Annotated in this window: 19 protein-coding genes and 1 tRNA gene; 13 read left to right on the top strand and 7 right to left on the bottom strand. The window is 56.0% G+C overall.

Annotation, left to right across the window (positions count from 1 at the left end; genetic code table 11):
* Positions 1 to 61: 61 nt before the first annotated feature.
* The 5 genes from secF to queA all read right to left on the bottom strand — a co-directional run bounded on the left by secF (position 62) and on the right by queA (position 5,736).
* Positions 62 to 988, bottom strand: a complete 927-nt coding sequence (secF, locus tag HALTITAN_RS07390) for a protein translocase subunit SecF (protein WP_039858636.1) — start codon at positions 986 to 988, stop codon at positions 62 to 64.
* 64 nt (positions 989 to 1,052) lie between these two features.
* Positions 1,053 to 2,906 (bottom strand): protein translocase subunit SecD, encoded by a 1,854-nt coding sequence (gene secD / locus HALTITAN_RS07395; protein ID WP_039858930.1) that lies wholly within the window; start codon positions 2,904 to 2,906, stop codon positions 1,053 to 1,055.
* A gap of 132 nt (positions 2,907 to 3,038) precedes the next feature.
* Positions 3,039 to 3,365 carry a preprotein translocase subunit YajC gene (gene yajC / locus HALTITAN_RS07400; protein ID WP_007111584.1) on the bottom strand — a complete coding sequence of 109 codons (327 nt, stop codon included), beginning with the start codon at positions 3,363 to 3,365 and terminating at the stop codon, positions 3,039 to 3,041.
* Positions 3,366 to 3,489: 124 nt separating this feature from the next.
* The gene (tgt, locus tag HALTITAN_RS07405) at positions 3,490 to 4,611 is read right to left on the bottom strand and encodes a tRNA guanosine(34) transglycosylase Tgt (RefSeq protein ID WP_081899132.1); all 1,122 of its coding nucleotides are present in this window, start codon (positions 4,609 to 4,611) and stop codon (positions 3,490 to 3,492) included.
* A gap of 93 nt (positions 4,612 to 4,704) precedes the next feature.
* On the bottom strand, positions 4,705 to 5,736 hold the full coding sequence (gene queA / locus HALTITAN_RS07410) for a tRNA preQ1(34) S-adenosylmethionine ribosyltransferase-isomerase QueA (protein WP_009286722.1): 1,032 nt from the start codon (positions 5,734 to 5,736) through the stop codon (positions 4,705 to 4,707).
* 114 nt (positions 5,737 to 5,850) lie between these two features.
* Between queA and HALTITAN_RS07415 the strand changes: the two genes are divergently transcribed.
* The 3 genes from HALTITAN_RS07415 to HALTITAN_RS07425 all read left to right on the top strand — a co-directional run bounded on the left by HALTITAN_RS07415 (position 5,851) and on the right by HALTITAN_RS07425 (position 6,713).
* Positions 5,851 to 5,937: transfer RNA gene (locus tag HALTITAN_RS07415), tRNA-Leu, on the top strand.
* Between the two features lie 141 nt (positions 5,938 to 6,078).
* A complete protein-coding gene (locus tag HALTITAN_RS07420) occupies positions 6,079 to 6,411 on the top strand; it encodes a type II toxin-antitoxin system RelE/ParE family toxin (protein WP_039858641.1) in 333 nt (110 codons plus the stop codon).
* Positions 6,408 to 6,713, top strand: a complete 306-nt coding sequence (locus tag HALTITAN_RS07425; protein WP_039858642.1) for an addiction module antidote protein — start codon at positions 6,408 to 6,410, stop codon at positions 6,711 to 6,713. Before HALTITAN_RS07420 ends, HALTITAN_RS07425 begins: the two co-directional genes overlap by 4 nt.
* Before the next feature lie 65 nt (positions 6,714 to 6,778).
* Here HALTITAN_RS07425 and HALTITAN_RS07430 read toward each other — a convergent pair whose 3' ends face one another.
* Positions 6,779 to 8,146, bottom strand: a complete 1,368-nt coding sequence (locus HALTITAN_RS07430; RefSeq protein WP_083868734.1) for a glycosyltransferase — start codon at positions 8,144 to 8,146, stop codon at positions 6,779 to 6,781.
* A 198-nt stretch (positions 8,147 to 8,344) separates the two neighbouring features.
* On the opposite strand from HALTITAN_RS07430, the gene HALTITAN_RS07435 reads away from it, so the two are divergent.
* From HALTITAN_RS07435 to HALTITAN_RS07475, 9 genes are all read left to right on the top strand, one after another.
* The gene (locus HALTITAN_RS07435; RefSeq protein ID WP_039858645.1) at positions 8,345 to 9,112 is read left to right on the top strand and encodes a helix-turn-helix transcriptional regulator; all 768 of its coding nucleotides are present in this window, start codon (positions 8,345 to 8,347) and stop codon (positions 9,110 to 9,112) included.
* Between the two features lie 184 nt (positions 9,113 to 9,296).
* Positions 9,297 to 9,653, top strand: a complete 357-nt coding sequence (locus tag HALTITAN_RS07440) for a RidA family protein (protein ID WP_008959745.1) — start codon at positions 9,297 to 9,299, stop codon at positions 9,651 to 9,653.
* Position 9,654: 1 nt separating this feature from the next.
* Positions 9,655 to 10,590 (top strand): bifunctional Delta(1)-pyrroline-2-carboxylate/Delta(1)-piperideine-2-carboxylate reductase, encoded by a 936-nt coding sequence (gene lhpI, locus HALTITAN_RS07445; RefSeq protein ID WP_009286724.1) that lies wholly within the window; start codon positions 9,655 to 9,657, stop codon positions 10,588 to 10,590.
* Between the two features lie 138 nt (positions 10,591 to 10,728).
* Positions 10,729 to 11,802, top strand: coding sequence for a TRAP transporter substrate-binding protein DctP (dctP, locus tag HALTITAN_RS07450; RefSeq protein ID WP_027957416.1), 1,074 nt, complete (start codon positions 10,729 to 10,731; stop codon positions 11,800 to 11,802).
* Between the two features lie 71 nt (positions 11,803 to 11,873).
* Positions 11,874 to 12,419: a TRAP transporter small permease gene (locus HALTITAN_RS07455; RefSeq protein ID WP_009286726.1), complete on the top strand. Its 546-nt coding sequence runs from the start codon at positions 11,874 to 11,876 to the stop codon at positions 12,417 to 12,419.
* Positions 12,416 to 13,690: a TRAP transporter large permease gene (locus tag HALTITAN_RS07460; RefSeq protein ID WP_009286727.1), complete on the top strand. Its 1,275-nt coding sequence runs from the start codon at positions 12,416 to 12,418 to the stop codon at positions 13,688 to 13,690. The genes HALTITAN_RS07455 and HALTITAN_RS07460 overlap by 4 nt, the downstream gene beginning before the upstream one ends.
* A 21-nt stretch (positions 13,691 to 13,711) precedes the next feature.
* On the top strand, positions 13,712 to 14,743 hold the full coding sequence (locus HALTITAN_RS07465) for a histone deacetylase family protein (protein WP_009286728.1): 1,032 nt from the start codon (positions 13,712 to 13,714) through the stop codon (positions 14,741 to 14,743).
* Positions 14,740 to 15,846, top strand: coding sequence for a class II histone deacetylase (locus HALTITAN_RS07470; RefSeq protein ID WP_009286729.1), 1,107 nt, complete (start codon positions 14,740 to 14,742; stop codon positions 15,844 to 15,846). The genes HALTITAN_RS07465 and HALTITAN_RS07470 overlap by 4 nt, the downstream gene beginning before the upstream one ends.
* Positions 15,843 to 16,799 (top strand): branched-chain amino acid transaminase, encoded by a 957-nt coding sequence (locus HALTITAN_RS07475; RefSeq protein WP_039858653.1) that lies wholly within the window; start codon positions 15,843 to 15,845, stop codon positions 16,797 to 16,799. The genes HALTITAN_RS07470 and HALTITAN_RS07475 overlap by 4 nt, the downstream gene beginning before the upstream one ends.
* A gap of 498 nt (positions 16,800 to 17,297) precedes the next feature.
* Here the strand turns inward: HALTITAN_RS07475 and HALTITAN_RS07480 are convergent, their stop codons facing one another.
* Positions 17,298 to 18,176 (bottom strand): LysR family transcriptional regulator, encoded by an 879-nt coding sequence (locus HALTITAN_RS07480; protein WP_009286731.1) that lies wholly within the window; start codon positions 18,174 to 18,176, stop codon positions 17,298 to 17,300.
* Positions 18,177 to 18,469: 293 nt separating this feature from the next.
* Between HALTITAN_RS07480 and HALTITAN_RS07485 the strand changes: the two genes are divergently transcribed.
* A complete protein-coding gene (locus HALTITAN_RS07485; protein WP_009286732.1) occupies positions 18,470 to 19,504 on the top strand; it encodes an amino acid ABC transporter substrate-binding protein in 1,035 nt (344 codons plus the stop codon).
* Positions 19,505 to 19,604: the final 100 nt, after the last annotated feature.

Consider the following 19,604-nt stretch of genomic DNA (forward strand, 5'->3'; position numbering starts at 1 on the left):
TGCTGGATTCCCAGCAGGGGCTTTTTTGTAGGCTAAATAAGAGGAGTATAGAGATGCGCCGTTAAGGCAACTCTTCCTCTTCTTCGTCGAACTCTTTCTTGGTGGGGATCAAATCTTCCCGCGATAGCTTCAGCGGCAGCAGCAGCGCTGCAGCAATATAGATAGAGGAGAACGTGCCCACCACAATGCCAATCAGCAGCGCAATGGCGAAGTTCTCAATCATATCGCCGCCCAACAGTAGCAGCGCGAGCAGTACCAGTAAGGTGGTGCCCGAGGTTGCCAGGGTGCGCGAGAGCGTGGCGTTAATAGCTTCGTTGAAGATCTGCGGCATATCGTCGATACGCGAGGTGCGGATGGCTTCGCGGACGCGGTCATAAACCACGATGGTGTCGTTCAGCGAGTAGCCGATGACTGCCAGGATAGCCGCCAGCACGGTAAGGTCAAAGTCGAGCTGGAACAGCGCAAAAACGCCGACGACGATGATCACGTCGTGCATTAGGGCCAGCAGCGCACCAATTGCAAACTTGTACTGAAAGCGGAAGGCGACATAGAGCATGACCACGCCGAGTGCGACCAGCATGCCCAGTCCGCTCTGGTCGCGCAGTTGGTCGCCTACCTGGGAACCAACAAACTCAGAGCGCACAAGGTCGACGCTATCGCCACTGGAGCGCAGCAGGTTAACCACCTCGCCACCCACATCGGCATCAAACGCCTGCTGGAGGCGGATCAGTACTTCTGTCGAGGCCCCAAAGGTTTGCACCGAGACATCTTGGAAGCCGCTCTCTTCGAGCAAAACGCGAATAGCGTCGAGTGAGGGCGCTGCGCCGTAGCGCACCTCAATCAGCGTGCCGCCAGTAAAATCCAGCCCGAAGTTAAGCTGTTGGAAAATGATGGCAGCAATCGACGCGATTAACATTGCAGCTGAGACGATATACGCAAACTTACGCCGCCCCATAAAGTCGATTTGCAGGTGTGATAGGGGTTTCATTACCACCTCTTAAGTTCTGGGCTAAGCACGTGGTTTAGAGCCATGCTGTTTAAATTCATGCTCTTTAAATCCACAGCTTTTTGACGGGTTTGCTGCCATAGGTCAGGTTGACCATGGCGCGAGTCACCATTAACGCCGTGAACAGCGACGTCAAAATGCCGATCGAGAGCGTGACGGCAAACCCTTTAACCGGGCCAGTGCCAATCGAGAACAGGATAACGGCCACCAGCAGCGTAGTGATGTTGGCATCGACGATGGAGGTGAAAGCGCGCTCATAGCCAGCCTGAATCGCCTGCTGAACCGACATGCCATTGCGCAGCTCTTCGCGTATTCGCTCGAAAATTAGCACGTTGGCATCCACCGCCATGCCTAGCGTCAGCACGATACCGGCAATGCCCGGCAGCGTCAGCGTAGCGCCCAGCATCGACATTACCGCGACCAGCAGCGTTAAGTTCAGCGCCAGGGCGATGTTGGCAAATACCCCAAACACCTTGTAACGCACCAGCATAAACAGCACGACCAGCAGTAGGCCGATTTGGACTGATAGCAAACCACGCTCAATGTTTTCAGCGCCCAGGCTTGGCCCAATGGTGCGTTCTTGGACAAAGTAGATGGGTGCCGCAAGGGAGCCTGAACGCAGCAGCAGCGCAAGCTCAGCGGCTTCCGTAGGCGAGTCCAGACCGGTAATCCGGAAGCTGTTGCCCAGCGCGCTTTGAATCGTCGCCAAGCTGATCAAGCCGCGCTCAACGTAGGGCTCGCGCTCAATAGTCTCTTCGCCCGTTTCCGGGTCGGTGACTACCGTGTCCTCGCTTTTGTGCTCGATAAACAGCACCGCCATATTGCGACCAATATTGGTCCGCGTAGCGCGATTCATCAGCGTACCGCCGGTGCCATCCAGATCAATATTGACCTGCGGGCGGCCGTTTTCATCGAAGCTGTTGCTGGCGCTGGAAACACTGTCGCCGGTAATAATCACATCGCGCATTAGCTCAGCAGTGCGCGATGTGTCATTACGAAAGCCGAGCGTTTCCGTTTCGTTATCCGGCGTGTCGTTGCGCGCTTCCAGGCGGAATTCCAAGTTGGCGGTAGCGCCCACAATCCGCTTGGCTGCCACGGTATCCTGGATGCCCGGCAGCTCTACAACAATTTGGTTGGGGCCTTGGCGCTGCACCATCGGCTCCGCCACACCCAGCTCATTGACCCGGTTGCGCAGGGTGGTCAAGTTCTGGTTGATCGCGTAGTCCTGGATTTCGCTGACGGATTGATCGCTCAGCGTCATCACCAGCGTTGAGGCGCGACCATCGCCCTCGCTGCTGTATTCAAAGTCAGGGAAGTCACGACTGATCAGGCTGCGCGCGGTATCGCGGTCTTCGGCGCTGGCAAAATCGATCGACAGCGAGCGCTCTTCAATATCGGTATTGCGGTAACGAATCCGCTCATCACGCAGCAGTTCACGCATGGCGCTGGCGTTAACCTCAAGACGCTGGGTAAGCGCCGCGTCCATATCCACTTCCAGCAGGAAGTGCACGCCCCCGCGTAAATCAAGGCCCAGCGTCATGGGTGAGGCGGAAAACGCCTGCAGCCACTCGGGCGTTGCTTCAGCGAGGTTCAGGGCTACCGTTGCCTCATCGCCTAACAGGTCAGTGGCAATGTCGCGTGCAGGAAGTTGATCATCGTCGTGGCGCAAGCGAATGAGCCACTGCCCGTTCTCTTCTTCGAGCGCTTTGATCGCAATATCGTTTTCGCTGAGCGCGGTTTCAACACGCTCTATCTGACGCGCATCCAGCGAGTCGCCTTGGGCGCTGCTAATTTGGATGGCGGGATCTTCGGGGAATAGATTGGGAAGCGAGTAGATAAGGCCAACCACCAGGACGACCAGTATCAGCAGATACTTCCACAGGGGGTAACGGTTGAGCATGCAAGCCCTGCCTTCAATTACAAACGGAATGCTGTGCACGGACACGCCGTGCACAGCAAAGTTCACCATCATTTATACCATGTCACCCCTGCCGGGGTGGCTGGCACTGGTCGGCAGGGGGAATTACAAGGCTTAGATGGACTTGATGGTGCCTTTAGGCAGTACGGCGGCAACGGCGTTCTTCTGCACGTTAACTTCGGTGCCTTCAGAGATCTCGATGGTCAGGAATTCGTCGCTCACTTTAGTAATACGACCCACCAAACCGCCGCCAATGACGATCTCATCGCCTTTATCCAGATTGGTGACCAGCTGCTTGTGCTGCTTAGCGCGCTTGGCTTGCGGGCGCCACAACAGGAAGTAGAAAATCAGCACGAAGCCAACCAGCATCACGATTTGCGCAATACCACCGCCAGCGGCGGCTTCTTGGGCATGGGCTGGTGAGATAAAGAAATCCAGCATTGCAGAGAACTCCTGAGTTAGAAAAGCTTAAGCTTGGTTTATAAAACTTGGTTTTAAAAACATAGTTTATAAAACATGGCCAAACAGTTTAAACCACGCGCCAGGGCGCGTGGCGATTAATTCGCTAGGGTTGGCTTAGGGGAGGCACCGACAGGCCGCGCCGTGCATAAAAGCCTTCCACAAAGGCCGTCAATGTACCCGCTTCAATTGCCGCGCGCAAATCAGCCATTACACGCTGGTAGTAGCGTAAGTTGTGGATGGTGTTAAGCATCGAGCCGAGCATTTCATTACAGCGATCCAGATGGTGTAAATAGCCCCGGGAGAAATGCTGGCAGGTATGGCAGTCGCACTCTTCATCAAGCGGGCGAGTATCGAAACGATGCTTGGCGTTACGGATTTTGACCGTGCCTTCCGAGGTAAACAGGTGGCCGTTACGGGCATTGCGGGTAGGCATCACGCAATCGAACATATCCACACCCCGGCGCACGCCTTCCACCAGGTCTTCGGGCTTGCCGACCCCCATTAAATAGCGTGGCTTCTCATCGGGCATCCAGGTGGGCAGGTAGTCAAGCACTTTGATCATCTCTTCTTTAGGCTCGCCGACGGAAAGGCCGCCAATCGCCAAACCATCAAAGCCGATCTCAAGCAGCCCTTTGAGCGAGCGTTCGCGCAGCTCAGGGTGCATGCCGCCCTGAATAATGCCGAACAGCGCGGAAGGCGAATCGCCGTGAGCTTCGCGGGAGCGTTTGGCCCAGCGCAGCGACAGCTCCATCGACTTCTCGGCTTCATCAAAGGTGGCCGGGTAGGGCGTGCACTCGTCAAAGATCATCACTACATCGGAGCCTAGCGAGCGCTGAACCGCCATGGACTCTTCCGGGCCCATAAAGACTTTGCTGCCATCCACCGGCGAGCGGAAATGCACGCCCTGCTCGGTGATTTTGCGCGTCTCGCCCAGGGAGAAGACCTGAAAACCGCCGGAGTCGGTCAGAATCGGTTTGTCCCACTGGGCGAAGTCATGCAGGTCGCCGTGAGCTTCAATCACCTCGGTGCCAGGGCGCAGCCACAGGTGAAAGGTGTTGCCGAGGATGATTTCGGCGCCGATCTCTTTGACGGAATCCGGCGTCATGCCTTTCACCGTGCCGTAGGTGCCTACTGGCATAAACGCCGGGGTCTCCACTGTGCCACGGGGGAAGTGGAGGCGGCCACGGCGCGCACGGCCATCGTCGGCCAGGCGCTCAAAGCGCATAAAGCATTCGTTTCGCATATAAAGTAACTCGTTAATCTCGTTCGTTTGGCGCGACGGGTACAGGGCAAGCGGGTCAACAATCAGCAGCAATACCTAGCGGGTCAACAGCATGGCGTCGCCATAGCTAAAAAACGCATAGCGCTCGGCCACTGCCCGTTGATAGGCGTGCATGATGGTGTCATAGCCCACGAAGGAGGACACCAGCATTAGCAGCGTCGATTCCGGTAGGTGGAAATTGGTAATTAAAGCATCCACGCAGCGCCACTGGTAACCGGGGTAGATGAAAATGTCGGTATCGCCACTATAAGGCGCGATCTGTCCGTCGCTACTTTTCATGCAGGCGCTTTCCAGGCAGCGCACGCTGGTGGTGCCCACTGCCACCACCCGCTTGCCTGCTGCCAGGGTCTCGCGCACTTGCTGGCAGGTAGCTTCCGTGACCTCAATCCACTCGCTGTGCATATGGTGTTCAAGGATGTTGTCGACGCGCACCGGCTGAAAAGTGCCCGCGCCCACATGCAGCGTCACAAAGGCACGGTTAATGCCTTTATCTGCAAGGGCGTCCAGCAGTGGCTGATCAAAATGCAGCCCGGCGGTCGGCGCCGCTACTGCACCATCACGCCGGGCATAGACGGTTTGGTAACGCTCACGGTCGCTGAGTTCGTCTTCCCGGGTAATATACGGTGGTAGTGGCATATGGCCGTGCTTTTCAAGCAGCGCGATCATCGGCGTATCGCCTAAAAAGCGCAGCTCGAACAGGGCATCACGGCGGCCTTCTACGATGGCGTGAATATCGCCCTCGAAAATCAGCTCGGTGCCGGGCTTCGGCGACTTACTCGAACGAATATGCGCCAAGCCACGGTGAGCATCCAGCGGGCGCTCCAGTAACATCTCCACTTTGCCGCCGCTGGCCTTATGGCCGTGCAGGCGCGCCGGAATCACCCGGGTGTCGTTAAACACCAACAGGTCGCCGGGCTCCAGAAGCTCAAGCAAATCGGGAAAGCGGCGGTGTTCCAGCGCGCCGCTCTGGCCATCCACGCACAGCAAACGGCAGTCGCTACGCTGTTCAGAAGGGTAGCGAGCAATTAATTCGTCGGGTAGTTCGTAATGAAAATCCGCGCGCTGCATGGCGTATAACTCTTAACATTGATCAAACAGGCGGCATAGGATAGCGCTTTGGCTGCATAAAGTCAGTCAATGTGATTGACCTACCTCGTTAATTACGTATAATGCGCATCCATTGCCGGTATGGCGGAATTGGTAGACGCAGCGGATTCAAAATCCGCCGCCTTTACGGGTGTGCCAGTTCGAGTCTGGCTACCGGCACCATCTTTAAAATCAGGCACTTATGTGCCTTTTTTTGTGCCTGTCATTCCTCCATTTATATTCTTTGGTCGCGTTTTGGTCGCACCAGCACAAATATAGTAGTTGGCGTCTGCAAAGTTGTAGCTTTTAGGCTACATTGTTTGTATGGCGCCACTCTCGCATTACTTGACCGCGGATGGTCATGATCCCTTCCAAGCTTGGTTAGATGCTACCAAGGCGAAAGACCGGCAAGCTGCTATGCGCGTATTAATGCGCCTTAACCGGCTTGTAGCCGGTAATGCGGGCGATACTAAAAGCGTCGGCGACGGTGTGATGGAGCTTCGTATCGACTATGGCCCAGGCTATCGCGTCTATTACGCTAAAGTGGGAAGACGGTTAGTTCTTCTATTAACCGGAGGTACTAAAAAACGCCAGCAGGCTGATATTGAACAGGCGAAGGCATTTTTAGTGGACTACCGTAAGAGGTTGAAGAAATGAAAAGCCATGATGATGCTGTGATTACCATGCTTCGTGAAGATCCTGATATGGCTGTCGATTATCTACGCACCGCTTTTGATGAGTTGGATGAGGAAGGCGGGGAAACAGCTTTTCTTATGGCGCTTCGCCATGTGGTGGAGGCCCAGGGCGGAATGGCAGTCGTGGCTGAGCGTGCCAAGCTATCAAGAGAAAGCTTGTATCGTGCGTTATCGCCTAAGGGTAACCCTACCTTGAGAACAATGACCGCGGTCATCAAAGCCACAGGTTTGCATTTTCATGACTTAACCCGGCAGGCTTCGTGAGATTAAATAGCTAGGGTCTTCTATATGATGAAGATTGCCATCCAACCGAGATAAGCACCCAGCGCTTACTTTCTCGTATTAGCCAAACGCTCAGCCGCAAGCCTTCGATAAAGACTCATGAGTTCCGCGCTCTTGGCATCTTCATGCCAGCTAGCGGCATAAACTTGAGCACTTTCGGCGAGCTGTTGGCGCAGATCTTCATCGCTTAGCAGGCAGTTAACCTTGGTGGTAAAGTCATCATGGTTATCCTCGGCGATTAGGCAGCCTTCTCCTTCTTTTAGTACATCAAGCGTGCCCATCATGGCGGTGGAAACCACTGGCGTGCCTAGCGCCATTGCTTCCAGCAGTACCAGCCCCTGGGTTTCCGTGCGTGACGCAAACACAAAAACGTCGGCGGCGCGGTAGGCGGCTTGCAGTGGGCCACTGCGGTTGAGATAGCCGAGGAACAGCACCGATTCTGCCACGCCAACTTCCTGGGCGCGCCGGACAAGCCAGTCATGGGCTGGACCTTCGCCGGTAATGATCAGCCGGGTGTTGGGGTGTTCGGCTAATACCTTGGGCAGCATATCGATCAGAAAATCGATGTTCTTCTCAAAGGCGGCGCGGCCTACATAGAGCAGCAGGCGCGCATCTGTAGGCAGGTCGTAATGAGCACGAAAGTCGCTATCATCCTGGGTTCCTTGAGGGTGGCAGAACGACTCCAGCGACAAACCGGTGGGAATGACCGTGGAGGGCGTGGTCACTCCGTAGCGGGTAAGGGCTTCCTGCATTGCCCGTGAAGGAGCGACCAAGGCGTCGAGCTGCTGGCACTGGCGCACTGAAAGCCGACGCGCGGCAAGTCGTAGCCAGCGTCGTGGAAGCCAACGGATATAGTGGTGAACATACTCCTCAAACAGGGTGTGGTAGGTCGCTACCACTGGAAGCCCAAGCCGACGCCCCAGCGCTACACCGGCATAGTGGGCGGTAAAGGGGGTGTGGACATGAATAAGGTCAAAGGCTTCAGCGGCAAGCTGCGGTGCCAGGGCGATCAAGTCCCGGTAGCGCATCATGCGATCCTCCGGGTCGCCGGGTACCTGGCGCGAGCGGATGCGCAATACGCCCGGTTCGTCCACTTGGCCCACAGGATAATCGGGGCAGATCAGCATGACCGTGTGGCCCAAACGCTCAAGGGCGCTGCGAAAACTGGCGATGGAGGTGGAAACACCATTAACGCGGGGGAAGTAGACATCCGAAATCATCAATATCTTCATACCGCTCAACGGTGTCTCGGTCGTTGACGCCGCTGAGTGCAGCGTTAAAGTTGACGCTAGTCGTGCTTCGCGTTCAGCTTTACGCTGTAGGTGTAGGGCATTGCCGTTGGCTAATTGAGTGAGGGCCGCGACTTCCTGGTCACTGAGAGGAGAGTTGAGAGAGGGGCGTCGGCGCTGTGGCATGTTGTTTTGACTCTTGTGGCAGCTTACGAATAAGCTATCTTGAGTCCATGACTGGCGGATGACAGCCAGCGCGCTTAGATAAATACCGTGCACTTACCGGGAAGAGCGTTAGCCCACAGTTGGCTTCACTCTCGCTTTTTGTTACTTAGCCGTTTTATAGTGCTGGAATAGCATTCGATGTACAGACGGTACCCCACCATGGCCCATTTTGAGCTGCATAGCCGCAATTTAGCCCAAGAGCAGGTGGCCCATACCCACGACTTTCATCAACTTATTCTAGCTACCTGTGGTGTTACAGAGCTTTCGATGGAAGGTCTGGGGGAGCGGGTTACCGCCCGCCGTGGGTGTCTGATTCCCTCGTCGCGCCACCACGAGTACCAGGGCGATGGCAGCAACCGTACCTTAGTGTTGGATATACCCGTTGCCCAGTTAGCTTCGCTTGAGAAAGGCAGCGAGATTGAGCGCCTGTTCGATAAACCGCGTTTTTTCAGCGTCCCCCCCGCGTTAAACCAGCTTACCCACGCCCTGGCGAATCAGCTTGAACAGTGCCCCGCGCTACAGAACGAAATTGCGATTCTGCTGTTACGCGCGCTGACCATGTATCTGCATGACACCTCTTCCACAGCGGTTGGGCAGTTGGGTCAACACTGCATCAGCGAACGCCTGGATCTTGCGCGTTTGGATGCCTGGTTGGATCAGCACCTGGCCGATGAGATCCGCGTGGAGCAGTTAGCTGCTTTGTGTGCCTTGAGCCCAGGCCACTTTCACTCCTGCTTTCGCGAGCTGACTGGCGTAACGCCGCTGGCCTATGTACAGCGCAGACGCTTAGAGCATGCCCGCACCTTGGTTCGCCATAGCACACTCAGCCTGGGGCATATCGCCATGCTGGTTGGCTTTCGCGATCAAGGCAGTTTTTCCCGCGCCTATCGGCGTTATTTCGAGCTTTCCCCTTCTTCAGATCGTTAGGCCCTCATCTGACCGCTAGCCCCTCGCCGAACCGTTAGTGATAAAATTTTCTTGCCTGCATGACTTGCGGGCAAATCTATCTCAGCTTCGGGCAAGTAATTTGCCTGCTAGCGCTTTAGTCTTTGACTAATCCCTTATATCAAGACCCTTTATATCAGCAGCACCGCTTTCAAGGAGCAACACCATGGGCGTTACCTATCAAGACAGCAATGCACGTATGAGCCAAGTGGCGATTCACAACGGCACCGTTTACCTCGCAGGCCAGGTTCCTCCTGATGCCACGGCGGATATGCGCGGCCAAACCGAACAGGTGCTGGCGCGTATCGATCAACTGCTAGCCCAAGCGGGCACCTCGAAAGAGCATCTGATCTCAGCGCAAATCTGGGTTACCAGCATGGCGGAGTTTGACCAGATGAACGCTGCCTGGGACGCCTGGGTCGTGCCCGGTCGCCCACCTGTGCGTGCAGCGCTTGAAGCCCAGCTCGCCAAGCCCGAGTGGAAAGTGGAGATCATGGTGGTAGCCGCGCTGCCGGAGGCCTGATATGCGGGTTGTTTCTGCCGAAGAGGTCACTCGCCACCTAACGTGGGATGGCTTGATCAAGCGGCTACACACGACGTTCGTGAATGGCGTGGAGTCTCCTCCCCGCCATCACCATGCGATGCACCGGCCAGATGGCGAAGCCACCATGCTGCTAATGCCCGCCTGGGAAGCGGCGGGTTACATCGGCGTGAAAATGGTCAACGTGTTTCCGCAAAACGCCGACCACGGTATCCCGGCGATCTCTGGGCTCTACTTGCTCAGCGAGGGCAAGCACGGCCAGCCGCTGGCCTGTATCGATGGCAGCGAGCTAACCCGGCGTCGCACGGCGGCGGCCTCCGCGCTGGCCGCTCAAGCCTTGGCCAATGAAAACGCAGAAACGCTGCTGGTGGTGGGTACGGGGAAGTTGGCGCCTATGGTGATCGAGGCCCACGCCAGCGTACGCCCCATCAAACGTGTGCTGATCTGGGGCCGCAATCCCAGTAAAGCGGCGGCGATTGCCGACGAGTACGCCGAACGCTTCGAAACCCATGTGGTGGAGGAATTAGCGGATGCTGTCGCTGAGGCGGACATCATTAGCTGCGTAACGCTCTCCAATCAGCCGCTGATTAAAGGTGAGTGGCTAACGCCCGGCACTCACCTGGATCTGATCGGCGCGTTTCGACCACAGATGCGCGAAACCGATGCACTGTGTCTGCGTCGCTCAGAGGTATTTGTGGATACCTACGCCGGTGCCAAAGGCGAGGCGGGCGACATCCTGCAAGCCATTGAAGAGGGCGAATTCCAGTTCGACCAGATTCAGGCGGAGCTTGCTGAGGTGCTAGCAGGGGCTAGATCGGGGCGCTCCGCACCGGATGCCATCACGCTATTCAAATCGGTAGGGGCTTCGCTGGAAGACCTGGCCGCTGCCATTGAAGTGTGGGAGTCGCTTCTCGAATAACCATAGCTTTTTCAGGAGACATAGTTTTTTCAACAGATATGGTTTTTACAACAAAAATAGTAATCACCACATCGTCACCGATCAGGTGGCAACGCCAGTCATAACGAAGACCGACTAATAAACAAAATGAGGTGTGTTATGAACGCAAAAAAATCAGTATTTTTCGCCGCCCTGGCGGCGCTCCCGTTGGCTATTGCCAGCGCCAATGCCCAAGCGCAATCCTATGAAATGGTGATCGCCACGCAGTTGCCAGAGGATATGAGCAATAACGAAATCTATCCGGCGCTGGTGCATTTCAAGAACCTGGTGGAGGCGCGAACCGACGGGGATCTTGAGGTCACGATCTTCGGCGGCGGCCAGCTAGGCTCCGAGGTGGAAAACGGCTCGGAAGTGCAGGGGGGACGAACGCTACAGTCGACGATTATGTCTGCCGGGGCGATGTCATCCTTCTACGAAGACTACCAAGTAGTCACGGCGCCTTTCCTGTTTACCAACTGGCGTCAGGCGTGGAGTTTCTTTGATAGTGAATGGTTCGCCGACTTTATGTCCGGCACCGTCGAAGCCGCTGATATGCGTTATTTGGGCACCTTCGACGATGGCGGTGGCTTCGTCGCCTTCACTAACAACGTGCGCTTGATTGAGACCGTCGAAGATTTAGAAGGCCTCAATATTCGTACTGAAGAGAACCCCGCCCACGTGGCGATCATGCGCTCGCTAGGCGCTTCGGCCACCCCGTTGCCCTGGGGCGAGCTAATCACCGCGCTGGAAACAGGTCTTGCCGATGGCCAGTTCAATGCGCCGGTGCTCAACACCACCTTCAACTTCGATGCGGTGACTGACTACACCACGCTCACCGGGCATGTGTATAACAGCGCCCCCTGGGTGGTTAGTGAGTCCTGGTACCAATCGCTGCCCGAAGAGCATCAGCAAGCGGTGATCAGCTCCGCCCGGGAAGCGATTCAGCTGAGCCACGGCATGTCCGGTGCCCTGGCCACCGCAAGCTGGGTCGAATCCTGCGAGCGCTTTGAAGAGTGCTACCTGATGCCCGATGCCGAGCGTGAGCGGATGGCAGAGATTGCGCGCCCCGCCTGGCAGGAGTGGATCGTCGATGACTTCGGCATGGACGAAGCTCGCGTGCAGGGGCTGCTGGATGAAGTCGAGCGTGTCGGCCAGCAATTGGCAGAAGACGACTACCGCATTTATGGCCAATAAGTGCAGGGCCAATAACGGTTAGCGAACGATAAACGCTGGGGCGATGTGAGGCCCCGGCGTGAGGAAAAACCATGGGCGTTCTAACTCCTTTGCGCCGCGTGAGCGACCTCGTCAATCAGGTGGCTATCGTGGTGTGTGTGGGCTGTATCCTGGCGATGCTGGGCATCTCGTTCACGGCGTTTATCTACAAGCTGATGACCGGTAGTGCGCTGAGCTGGACCTACTCGCTGGCGCGGCTGTTTCTGCCCTGGATCGGCTTTCTTTCCATGACGATTTCGTTGCGCTACGGCGAACACGTCGCCATGACCCTGCTGGTTCGCAGCTTGCCCCGCGTGATGGTGCAGGTAGCGGCCGGGCTCTGTTTGGCGGTGATTGGCCTATTTGCACTGATGCTGACCTGGTACGGCTGGGACTATTTCATCAGCGCCACCCAGGTCTACATGGTCTCCGATCAGATCCGCATTCCTAGTAAAGTCACCGCCATTGTGGTGCCTCTCAGCGGCGTCATCATCCTGTTGCACTTGGTGCACGGCTTTGCCCTGTTAGAACACTTCATCGATGAGCAGGACATGATTGGCGATCTCATCGACACCCCTGATCGGGAGCACCGCTCATGACCCCTGCGATTATTGCGTTTATCGTGCTGCTGTTTATCGGCGCGCCGGTGGCCGTGGTGATGGCCATGTCGGGGCTGGCGGGCGGCTTTGCGATGGGTGGCGAGCGCATGCTCGGTATTATTGCCGACCGCATGTTCTCTGGCGTCTCGGGCTTTCTACTGATTGCCGTGCCTTACTTTATTTTCACTGCGGAACTGATGAACCAGGGCGGGCTGACCCACAAGTTGATTGCGTTTAACAATGCGCTATTTGGAAGGGTGCGCGGGTCGCTTTCCCACGTGAATATCTCGGTCTCGGTGTTTTTTGCCGGGCTCACCGGCGCGGCGGTCACCGATACCGTCGCCATCGGCAAAATCATGATTCCTGAGATGAAAAAGCAGGGCTACGATGCCGAATACGCCGCTGCGGTTACCGCCTGTTCTTCCATCATCGGGCCGATTATTCCCCCAAGCGTGGTGATGGTGGTATACGCAACACTGCTGCGGGATATTTCGGTGATTGACCTGTTTGCCGGTGGCATTATTCCCGGCCTGTTGATGGCGCTGGCGCTACTGGGCGTCAGCTTCTTCCTGGCCTGGAAGCGCAACTACCCGAAACAGGCACCCACACCCTTTAAGGCGGCCATCATCGCACTGTTAGTCGCGCTGCCTGCGATGGTGGTGCCGCTGATTATTCTTGGCGGGATTCTCTCGGGGCTCACCACGATTACCGAAGCCTCGGGTTTTGCGGCGGTTTACGCCATCGTGATTGGGGTGGTCTTCTACCGTAATCTTACCTGGCGCAAAATTTGGGATGCGCTGGTGACCACGGTGCGCTTCTCCGGCGTGGTTTTTTTCCTGTTAGCAACCTCGGCGGTATTGGGCTGGTTCGTCACCCGCTCGGGCATCGCCAGGGATGCGGCCAGCATGATCACCACTTTCAGCGATGCGGCCTTTGTGCAACTGATGCTGGTGTGTCTGCTACTCTTGGTGATTGGCACGGTGATGGATGTGCTGCCCGCACTGGTGGTGATTGCCCCGGTGTTGGTGCCAGCGATGATCCAGCTGGGCTTTGACCCGCTCCACTTCGCGATCCTGATGATCGTGGTGCTCAATATCTCCAACGTGACACCGCCAGTGGGGATGACGCTGATGACCGCCGCGCGAATAGCCGAGGTGCCTTATGAACGGGCAATCGTGGCATCGCTGCCGTTTTACGTGTCGTTCCTGGTGGTGATTGTGTTGCTGGCGGCGTTTCCGGCGCTCTCTACCTGGATTCCGTCACTGCTGTAATTTAGCTAAGGACTGCGACCCATGAAGTGTTTTTATCACCCTGATCAGGCGTTGCATGCGCCGCCGACCTTTCTGCTGCGCGGCCAACCTGCGCCTTCGCCGGAAGGCCCGGTGCGCGCTGAACTGCTTACCCAAGGGCTGGCAACGGCAGGGCTGACCCTGTCTGCACCTGCCGAGGCCGATTCGCCTAAGCTGCGCAAGCGCCTGGAACAGATTCATACGCCGCGCTACCTGACGTTTTTGGACACCATTTACGCTCGCTGGCAGGCGCTGCCCAATGCGGCGGAAGTGGTTGCGCCAAATATTCACCCTTGCGGCGGTGGCCACCACTACCCGCGCCACCCGATTGGCCAGGCGGGCTGGCACCTTCACGATATGGCCTGCCCCCTAAGTGCGACCAGCTTTCAAGGCGCGCTGGCCTCAGCGGCTAGCGCCGAAGCCGCGGCAGAAGAGGTGCTTAATGGCGCGCCATCGGCTTACGCACTGTGCCGCCCGCCGGGTCACCATGCCGGGCCGGAGCGCGCTGGGGGCTTTTGCCTGCTGAACAATTCAGCGTTGGCCGCCACGGTGCTGCGCGAACGCTTCGCCAAAGTAGCCATCATCGATGTGGATCTCCACCACGGCAACGGCACCCAAGATATTTTCTATCACTGCAGTGATGTCTGGACGGGCTCGCTGCACGCCGACCCCAGTGATTTCTACCCGTTTTTTTGGGGCGGTGCTGATGAAGAGGGCTTTGATGAGGGCGTAGGTGCTAACGTTAATCTGCCCTTACCGGTAGGCAGCGACGGGGAGGTTTATCTCGATGCCCTGGCGATTCTGATTGATCATCTACAGCGCTACGAGCCCGATGCCGTGATGGTAGCGCTAGGCTTGGATGCCCACAAAGATGACCCGCTAGCGGGGCTTACGGTAGAGACCGAAGCATTTGTCGAGGTGGGCAAACGCCTAGCCGCGCTCTCGTTACCCATGGTGATTGTTCAGGAAGGTGGCTACCCCACCGAGCACCTAAGCGCCAATCTAGCCGCGTTTATGCAGGGTTTTACGGCATGAGCAGAACCGGTTTCTACTGGCACGAACGCTGCTTTTGGCACGATCTGGGCGCGATTGGGGTATTTTCCGCGCCCGGTGAGTTTTTACAGCCCCAGACCGCCTCGGAAAGCCCGGAAAGTAAACGGCGGCTGAAAAATATTCTTGAAGTCAGTGGGCTGATTGACGAGCTGAGCGTGGTTAAACCTCCTGCCGCTGCGATGGAAGATCTGCTGCGTTTTCATACCCCACGCTATTTGGATGAACTGCAGACAGGGGATAAAGCCCGGGGCGGCAATGGTGGCGACTGCGCGCCTTACATGCCCGGTAGTTGGGCGGCGGCCACGCAGTCCGCAGGGCTGGCCATTGCCGCCGTTGAAGACGTAGCGCTGGGCGAGGTGAGCAACGCCTACGCCCTATGCCGCCCGCCGGGGCACCATGCCGAAGCCGATCTAGGCCGTGGGTTCTGCCTGCTGGGCAATATCCCCGTGGCGGTGATGCGCGCCCGCGCCTTGGGGCAGGTTAACCGTGTGGCGATACTCGATTGGGATGTTCATCACGGCAACGGTCAGCAGGCGGCATTTTATGGCGAGCCCGATGTGTTGACCGTTTCACTTCATCAGGCGGCGAACTACCCGCTGGAAACCGGCAGTTTTGACGAGCAGGGCGAAGGCGCAGGCCTGGGCGCCAATCTCAACCTGCCGCTGCCACCGGGCTGTGGCCTGGGCGCCTACGCCTACGCCATGGAAAAACTGGTGCTGCCCGCGTTGGAAGCCTTTAAGCCCGAACTCATCGTGGTGGCCTGCGGTTACGACGCCTGCGCTAAGGATCCCTTGGGCAAAATGCTGCTCAATAGCCAGGCGTTCGCCACCATGACCGCCCAGCTTAAAGCGCTGGCCGAGCGTTGCTGTGAAGGCAAGCTGGTATTTATTCACGAAGGCGGCTATTCGGAAGGCTATGTGCCGCTCTGCGGCCACGCGGTGATCCAAACCCTGGCGGGCAGTGCCATTGCTGTGCCCGATCCGCAAAACGATGAAATTGCCGCCTGGGGCTATCAGGCCCTGCAACCGCACCAGCAGACGTTGATCGATGACTGGTGCCAACAGTGGGAGCAAACAACTCGATGACACCGCTTTATGATCGCGATGGCTGGATTTGGCAGGACGGCGAATGGCGCGCCTGGCGGGACGCCAAAGTGCACCTGTTTACCCATACGCTGCATTACGGCATGGGCTGTTTTGAGGGCGTGCGCGCCTACGCTGGCCCCAGCGGCACGCATCTATTTCGTGCTGCTGAACATACCCGCCGCTTGGCAGAAAGCGCCCATTCGCTGGATATGCCGCTGCCGTTTAGCGAAGCGGAGCTGATCAATGCCCAGCGCCAGTGCCTGACCAAAAACGGCCTGAGCAATGCCTACCTGAAACCTACCGTGTTTTTTGGCGCGGAAGGTTTAGGGCTACGCGCCCAGGGGCTAACCACTCACGTAATGGTCGCCGCCTGGGATCTAGGCCCCTACATTTCACCCCAGGCCGCCACCCACGGTTTGCGCGCGCTGACCTCTTCCTGGGCGCGCCATCATGTCAATATCAGCCTGTGTCGGGCAAAAACCAACGGCCACTACGTCAACTCGATACTGGCGCTGAATACCGCGATCAAGGCCGGGTTCGATGAAACCATCATGCTCGACCCGGAGGGCTATGTGGCTGAAGCCTCAGCGGCTAACGTCTTCTTGCTCCGCGATGGCGTGCTGCATACACCGGAAGTAACGTCGTGTTTGCAAGGCATCACCCGGGATAGCGTGATTCAGCTGGCGCAGAAGGTGCTGGGTATTGAAGTGCGCGAGCGGCGAATTACTCGTGATGAGCTCTACACTGCCGATGAGGCATTTTTAACTGGCACCGCCGCCGAAATACTCCCGCTTCGCGAGCTGGACGGCCGCCGTATTGGCGGGCGCGCTGGCGCACCACCCGTCAATGAACCCATCAGCCTAGATAGCGTCACGGCTCAGCTGCAGGGCTTATATCGCCAGGCGGTACGCGGCGAGCTGGATGACTTCGGCCACTGGCTCACTCCTGCTTAAGGTATCGTAAATAATTATTTATACTTTTTGACGTATTCCTAGCCCGGATTTTTTATAGCGCCTCAGCTAGGGCGTTTCATCGTGAACCGCATTGCTGCCTCAAAGAGTGCCAAACAAGGCGTAATCCGAAGGGCTGGGTCCGTTCTTACCTGCGGCGGCGCTAGTCGTCGTTCATTTGGAATAACCAAAAATTTCTCCTCCTGCCTAGCCGCGAATAAAAACGGGCGACAGCGCGGCCGTGAGTGAAACGTCAACAGGCCCTAGAACCGCACTGTCGCTAATGTCCTATTATCATGAATCAGGTTGTTCATTTTTTAGTCCATTTCCGTCGACCAGATGTCCCTACCCTTTACTCCATTGCGTCGGGTTGGGGCGCCTGAGCATTCAGCTCGATACTGTTACAACCGTTTGACGAGACCGGATAACTCAGTCTTGAAGAGATAACTCTCACTCAGCAGCGCGTGTTGCGGATAGTGTCCAAATTACTCGTCATCGAGGCTAATTGCTGCCAAGACGCTTCCAGAAAGTATCAGCGGCTGCATTATGATTGCCTAGCCATCTCACCAAAATTATCTCCAAATGATTCGTGGGCATCTTGGGGTATAGTCTAACCAGCCGGCCTTCCTCGATTAGAGGGGCTATCATGTTATGTGGCATACAAGCGATCCCCATTCCTAACGAGACCATAGGCTTGAGCGCTTCCGATACAGTAGCTTCGAAGGTTCTTTTTAGGCGATTTGGTTCAGGATGGCGTGCTACTTGAGGTCGCGATAATTCATGTAACTGCGCCGACCTGGCATAAGTGAGCCAAGGAATTGTGCCACAAGACTCTTGGCACAATTTGGCCATCTCTGGTGTTCCTACCCAATAAAGCTCTTCTGTTCCTAGCGAGAGCACTTCAAAGTCATCGCGCTGAAAATACCGCTCCGATTCAGTGTCACGGTAGAACAGAATAAAGTCGCTGCGCCCAGACACAAGTGACATGTAATAATTCTCGGTACTTTTATGCCCTGTATCGATCCGTGTAAATAATGGTTCGTCTAGAGTGGAGTACTGAGATATCCATTGTGGAAAGAAGTTGCAGGCAAGCGTATGCAACGATGCAAAGGTCAAAGGGTGGTCAAGTACTCTTACACTCTGTTCGCATTCTTGAGAAAGCCGTACTAACTCAGACGCAGTAGGCGTGAGCGCTTTACCAGATGGGGTCAGGCGAATAGGTGTGACACGTCGATCAAAAAGCTGTGTGGCTAGGTGATTTTCCAGCAACTGAATTCTGCGACTTAAAGTCGATTGTGAACATTGCCTTAAGCTTGCAGCAGCTGTGAACTTGCCCGTTTCAGCAAGTGCTAGAAAATCTTGGTACCAAGTAATGTCCATGTCGTCTCCAGATAGACCTCAGGGATAACAGTCTCTGTTTGTAAGCCATATGCGGAAGTTCAATAAAATTGCTAACCAATATTACTTGAGAACTGCACTGGAACTGGTAGCTAGTGTGCCAGATTAGCGGGCATCTTTAATATTAGACTATCCATATATTAGATACTGGGTGCAAGAATGGCGATCAGTCAGCACTCGCGACCGATTCTTAGGGGGAGTAGAGTTATTGAGAAGAAACAAAGCAATATCAATAATAAGTCAGATTAAAATCTTGACGAAACAAGGATAAAGATATGAAAAAACCACTCTTATTGAAAAAATGCGCAGTCTACAGTGTTCTAAGTGTTGGTATCTCCATGATGGGCAGCGTTCAAGCAAGTCTGCTCGAAGATGTGAAATCCCGCGACACACTGCGCTGTGGTGTCAGCAGCGATAAGGCAGGTTTCTCTCATCTAACAGATGACGGTGAATGGGGTGGGATGGATGTCGATCTCTGTCGCAGCGTGGCCGCAGCGGTACTCGGTGATGCCAGTAAGGTCGATTTCGTGATCACTACGGCGAAAAACCGATTTACTGCACTCGCCTCAGGCGAGGTGGATGTGCTGGCTCGCGCTACTACCTGGACAGCTTCGCGTGACGCCAACCTCGGGGTTGATTTCACAACACCTTGGTTTTATGACGGCCAAGGTGTAATGACGCATGCCGACTTCGGTGTTAGCACTATCGAAGAGCTCGATGGGGCTGTCTTCTGCCTTTCTCCCGGCACTACCTCCGAGCAAAATCTTGAGGATTACTTTGGTCGTCGCGACATGAGTTATAGCTCTGTGGTGATCGAGAAGAGCACTGAATTGTATAACGCCTTTCAGCATGGCCGCTGTGATGCCATCACCAACGATATGAGTGGCCTTGCGTCAAGGCGAACACAGTTTGCTGATCCAGATGCCTTTACCCTTCTACCCGAAACCATCTCAAAGGAGCCTTTGGGTGCTTATGTCCCTCAGGGTGATGCTCAATGGCGCGATATTGTTACCTGGACAGCCTTCGCATTGATGAATGCTGAAGAGCTCGACGTGACGTCAGAGAATGTCGAAGAAATGCGCAATAATTCTGACAACCCCAACGTTGCGCGGCTGCTTGGCAGCGATGGTCATATTGGAGAGAAGTTCGGGCTGGATGATGCATGGGCATACCAAGCCATCAAACAGGTCGGGAACTATGAAGAGATCTTCAATCGCAATGTCGGTCCCGATACTCCACTGAATTTCGAGCGCGGGCTTAATCGTCTGTGGAGCGATGATGGCATCCTATACGCTGCTCCCGTTCGATAACTCTGTGTCTACTTAGTAGGCGTTGACTGACTGGGGCGTTCGAACAATAAGGCTATCAGGCCGCCCTTGTCTTGCCTCTCATGTCTCAACTGCTATTTCG

It is taken from the genome of Vreelandella titanicae BH1 (assembly GCF_000336575.1).
Lineage (GTDB): Bacteria > Pseudomonadota > Gammaproteobacteria > Pseudomonadales > Halomonadaceae > Vreelandella > Vreelandella titanicae.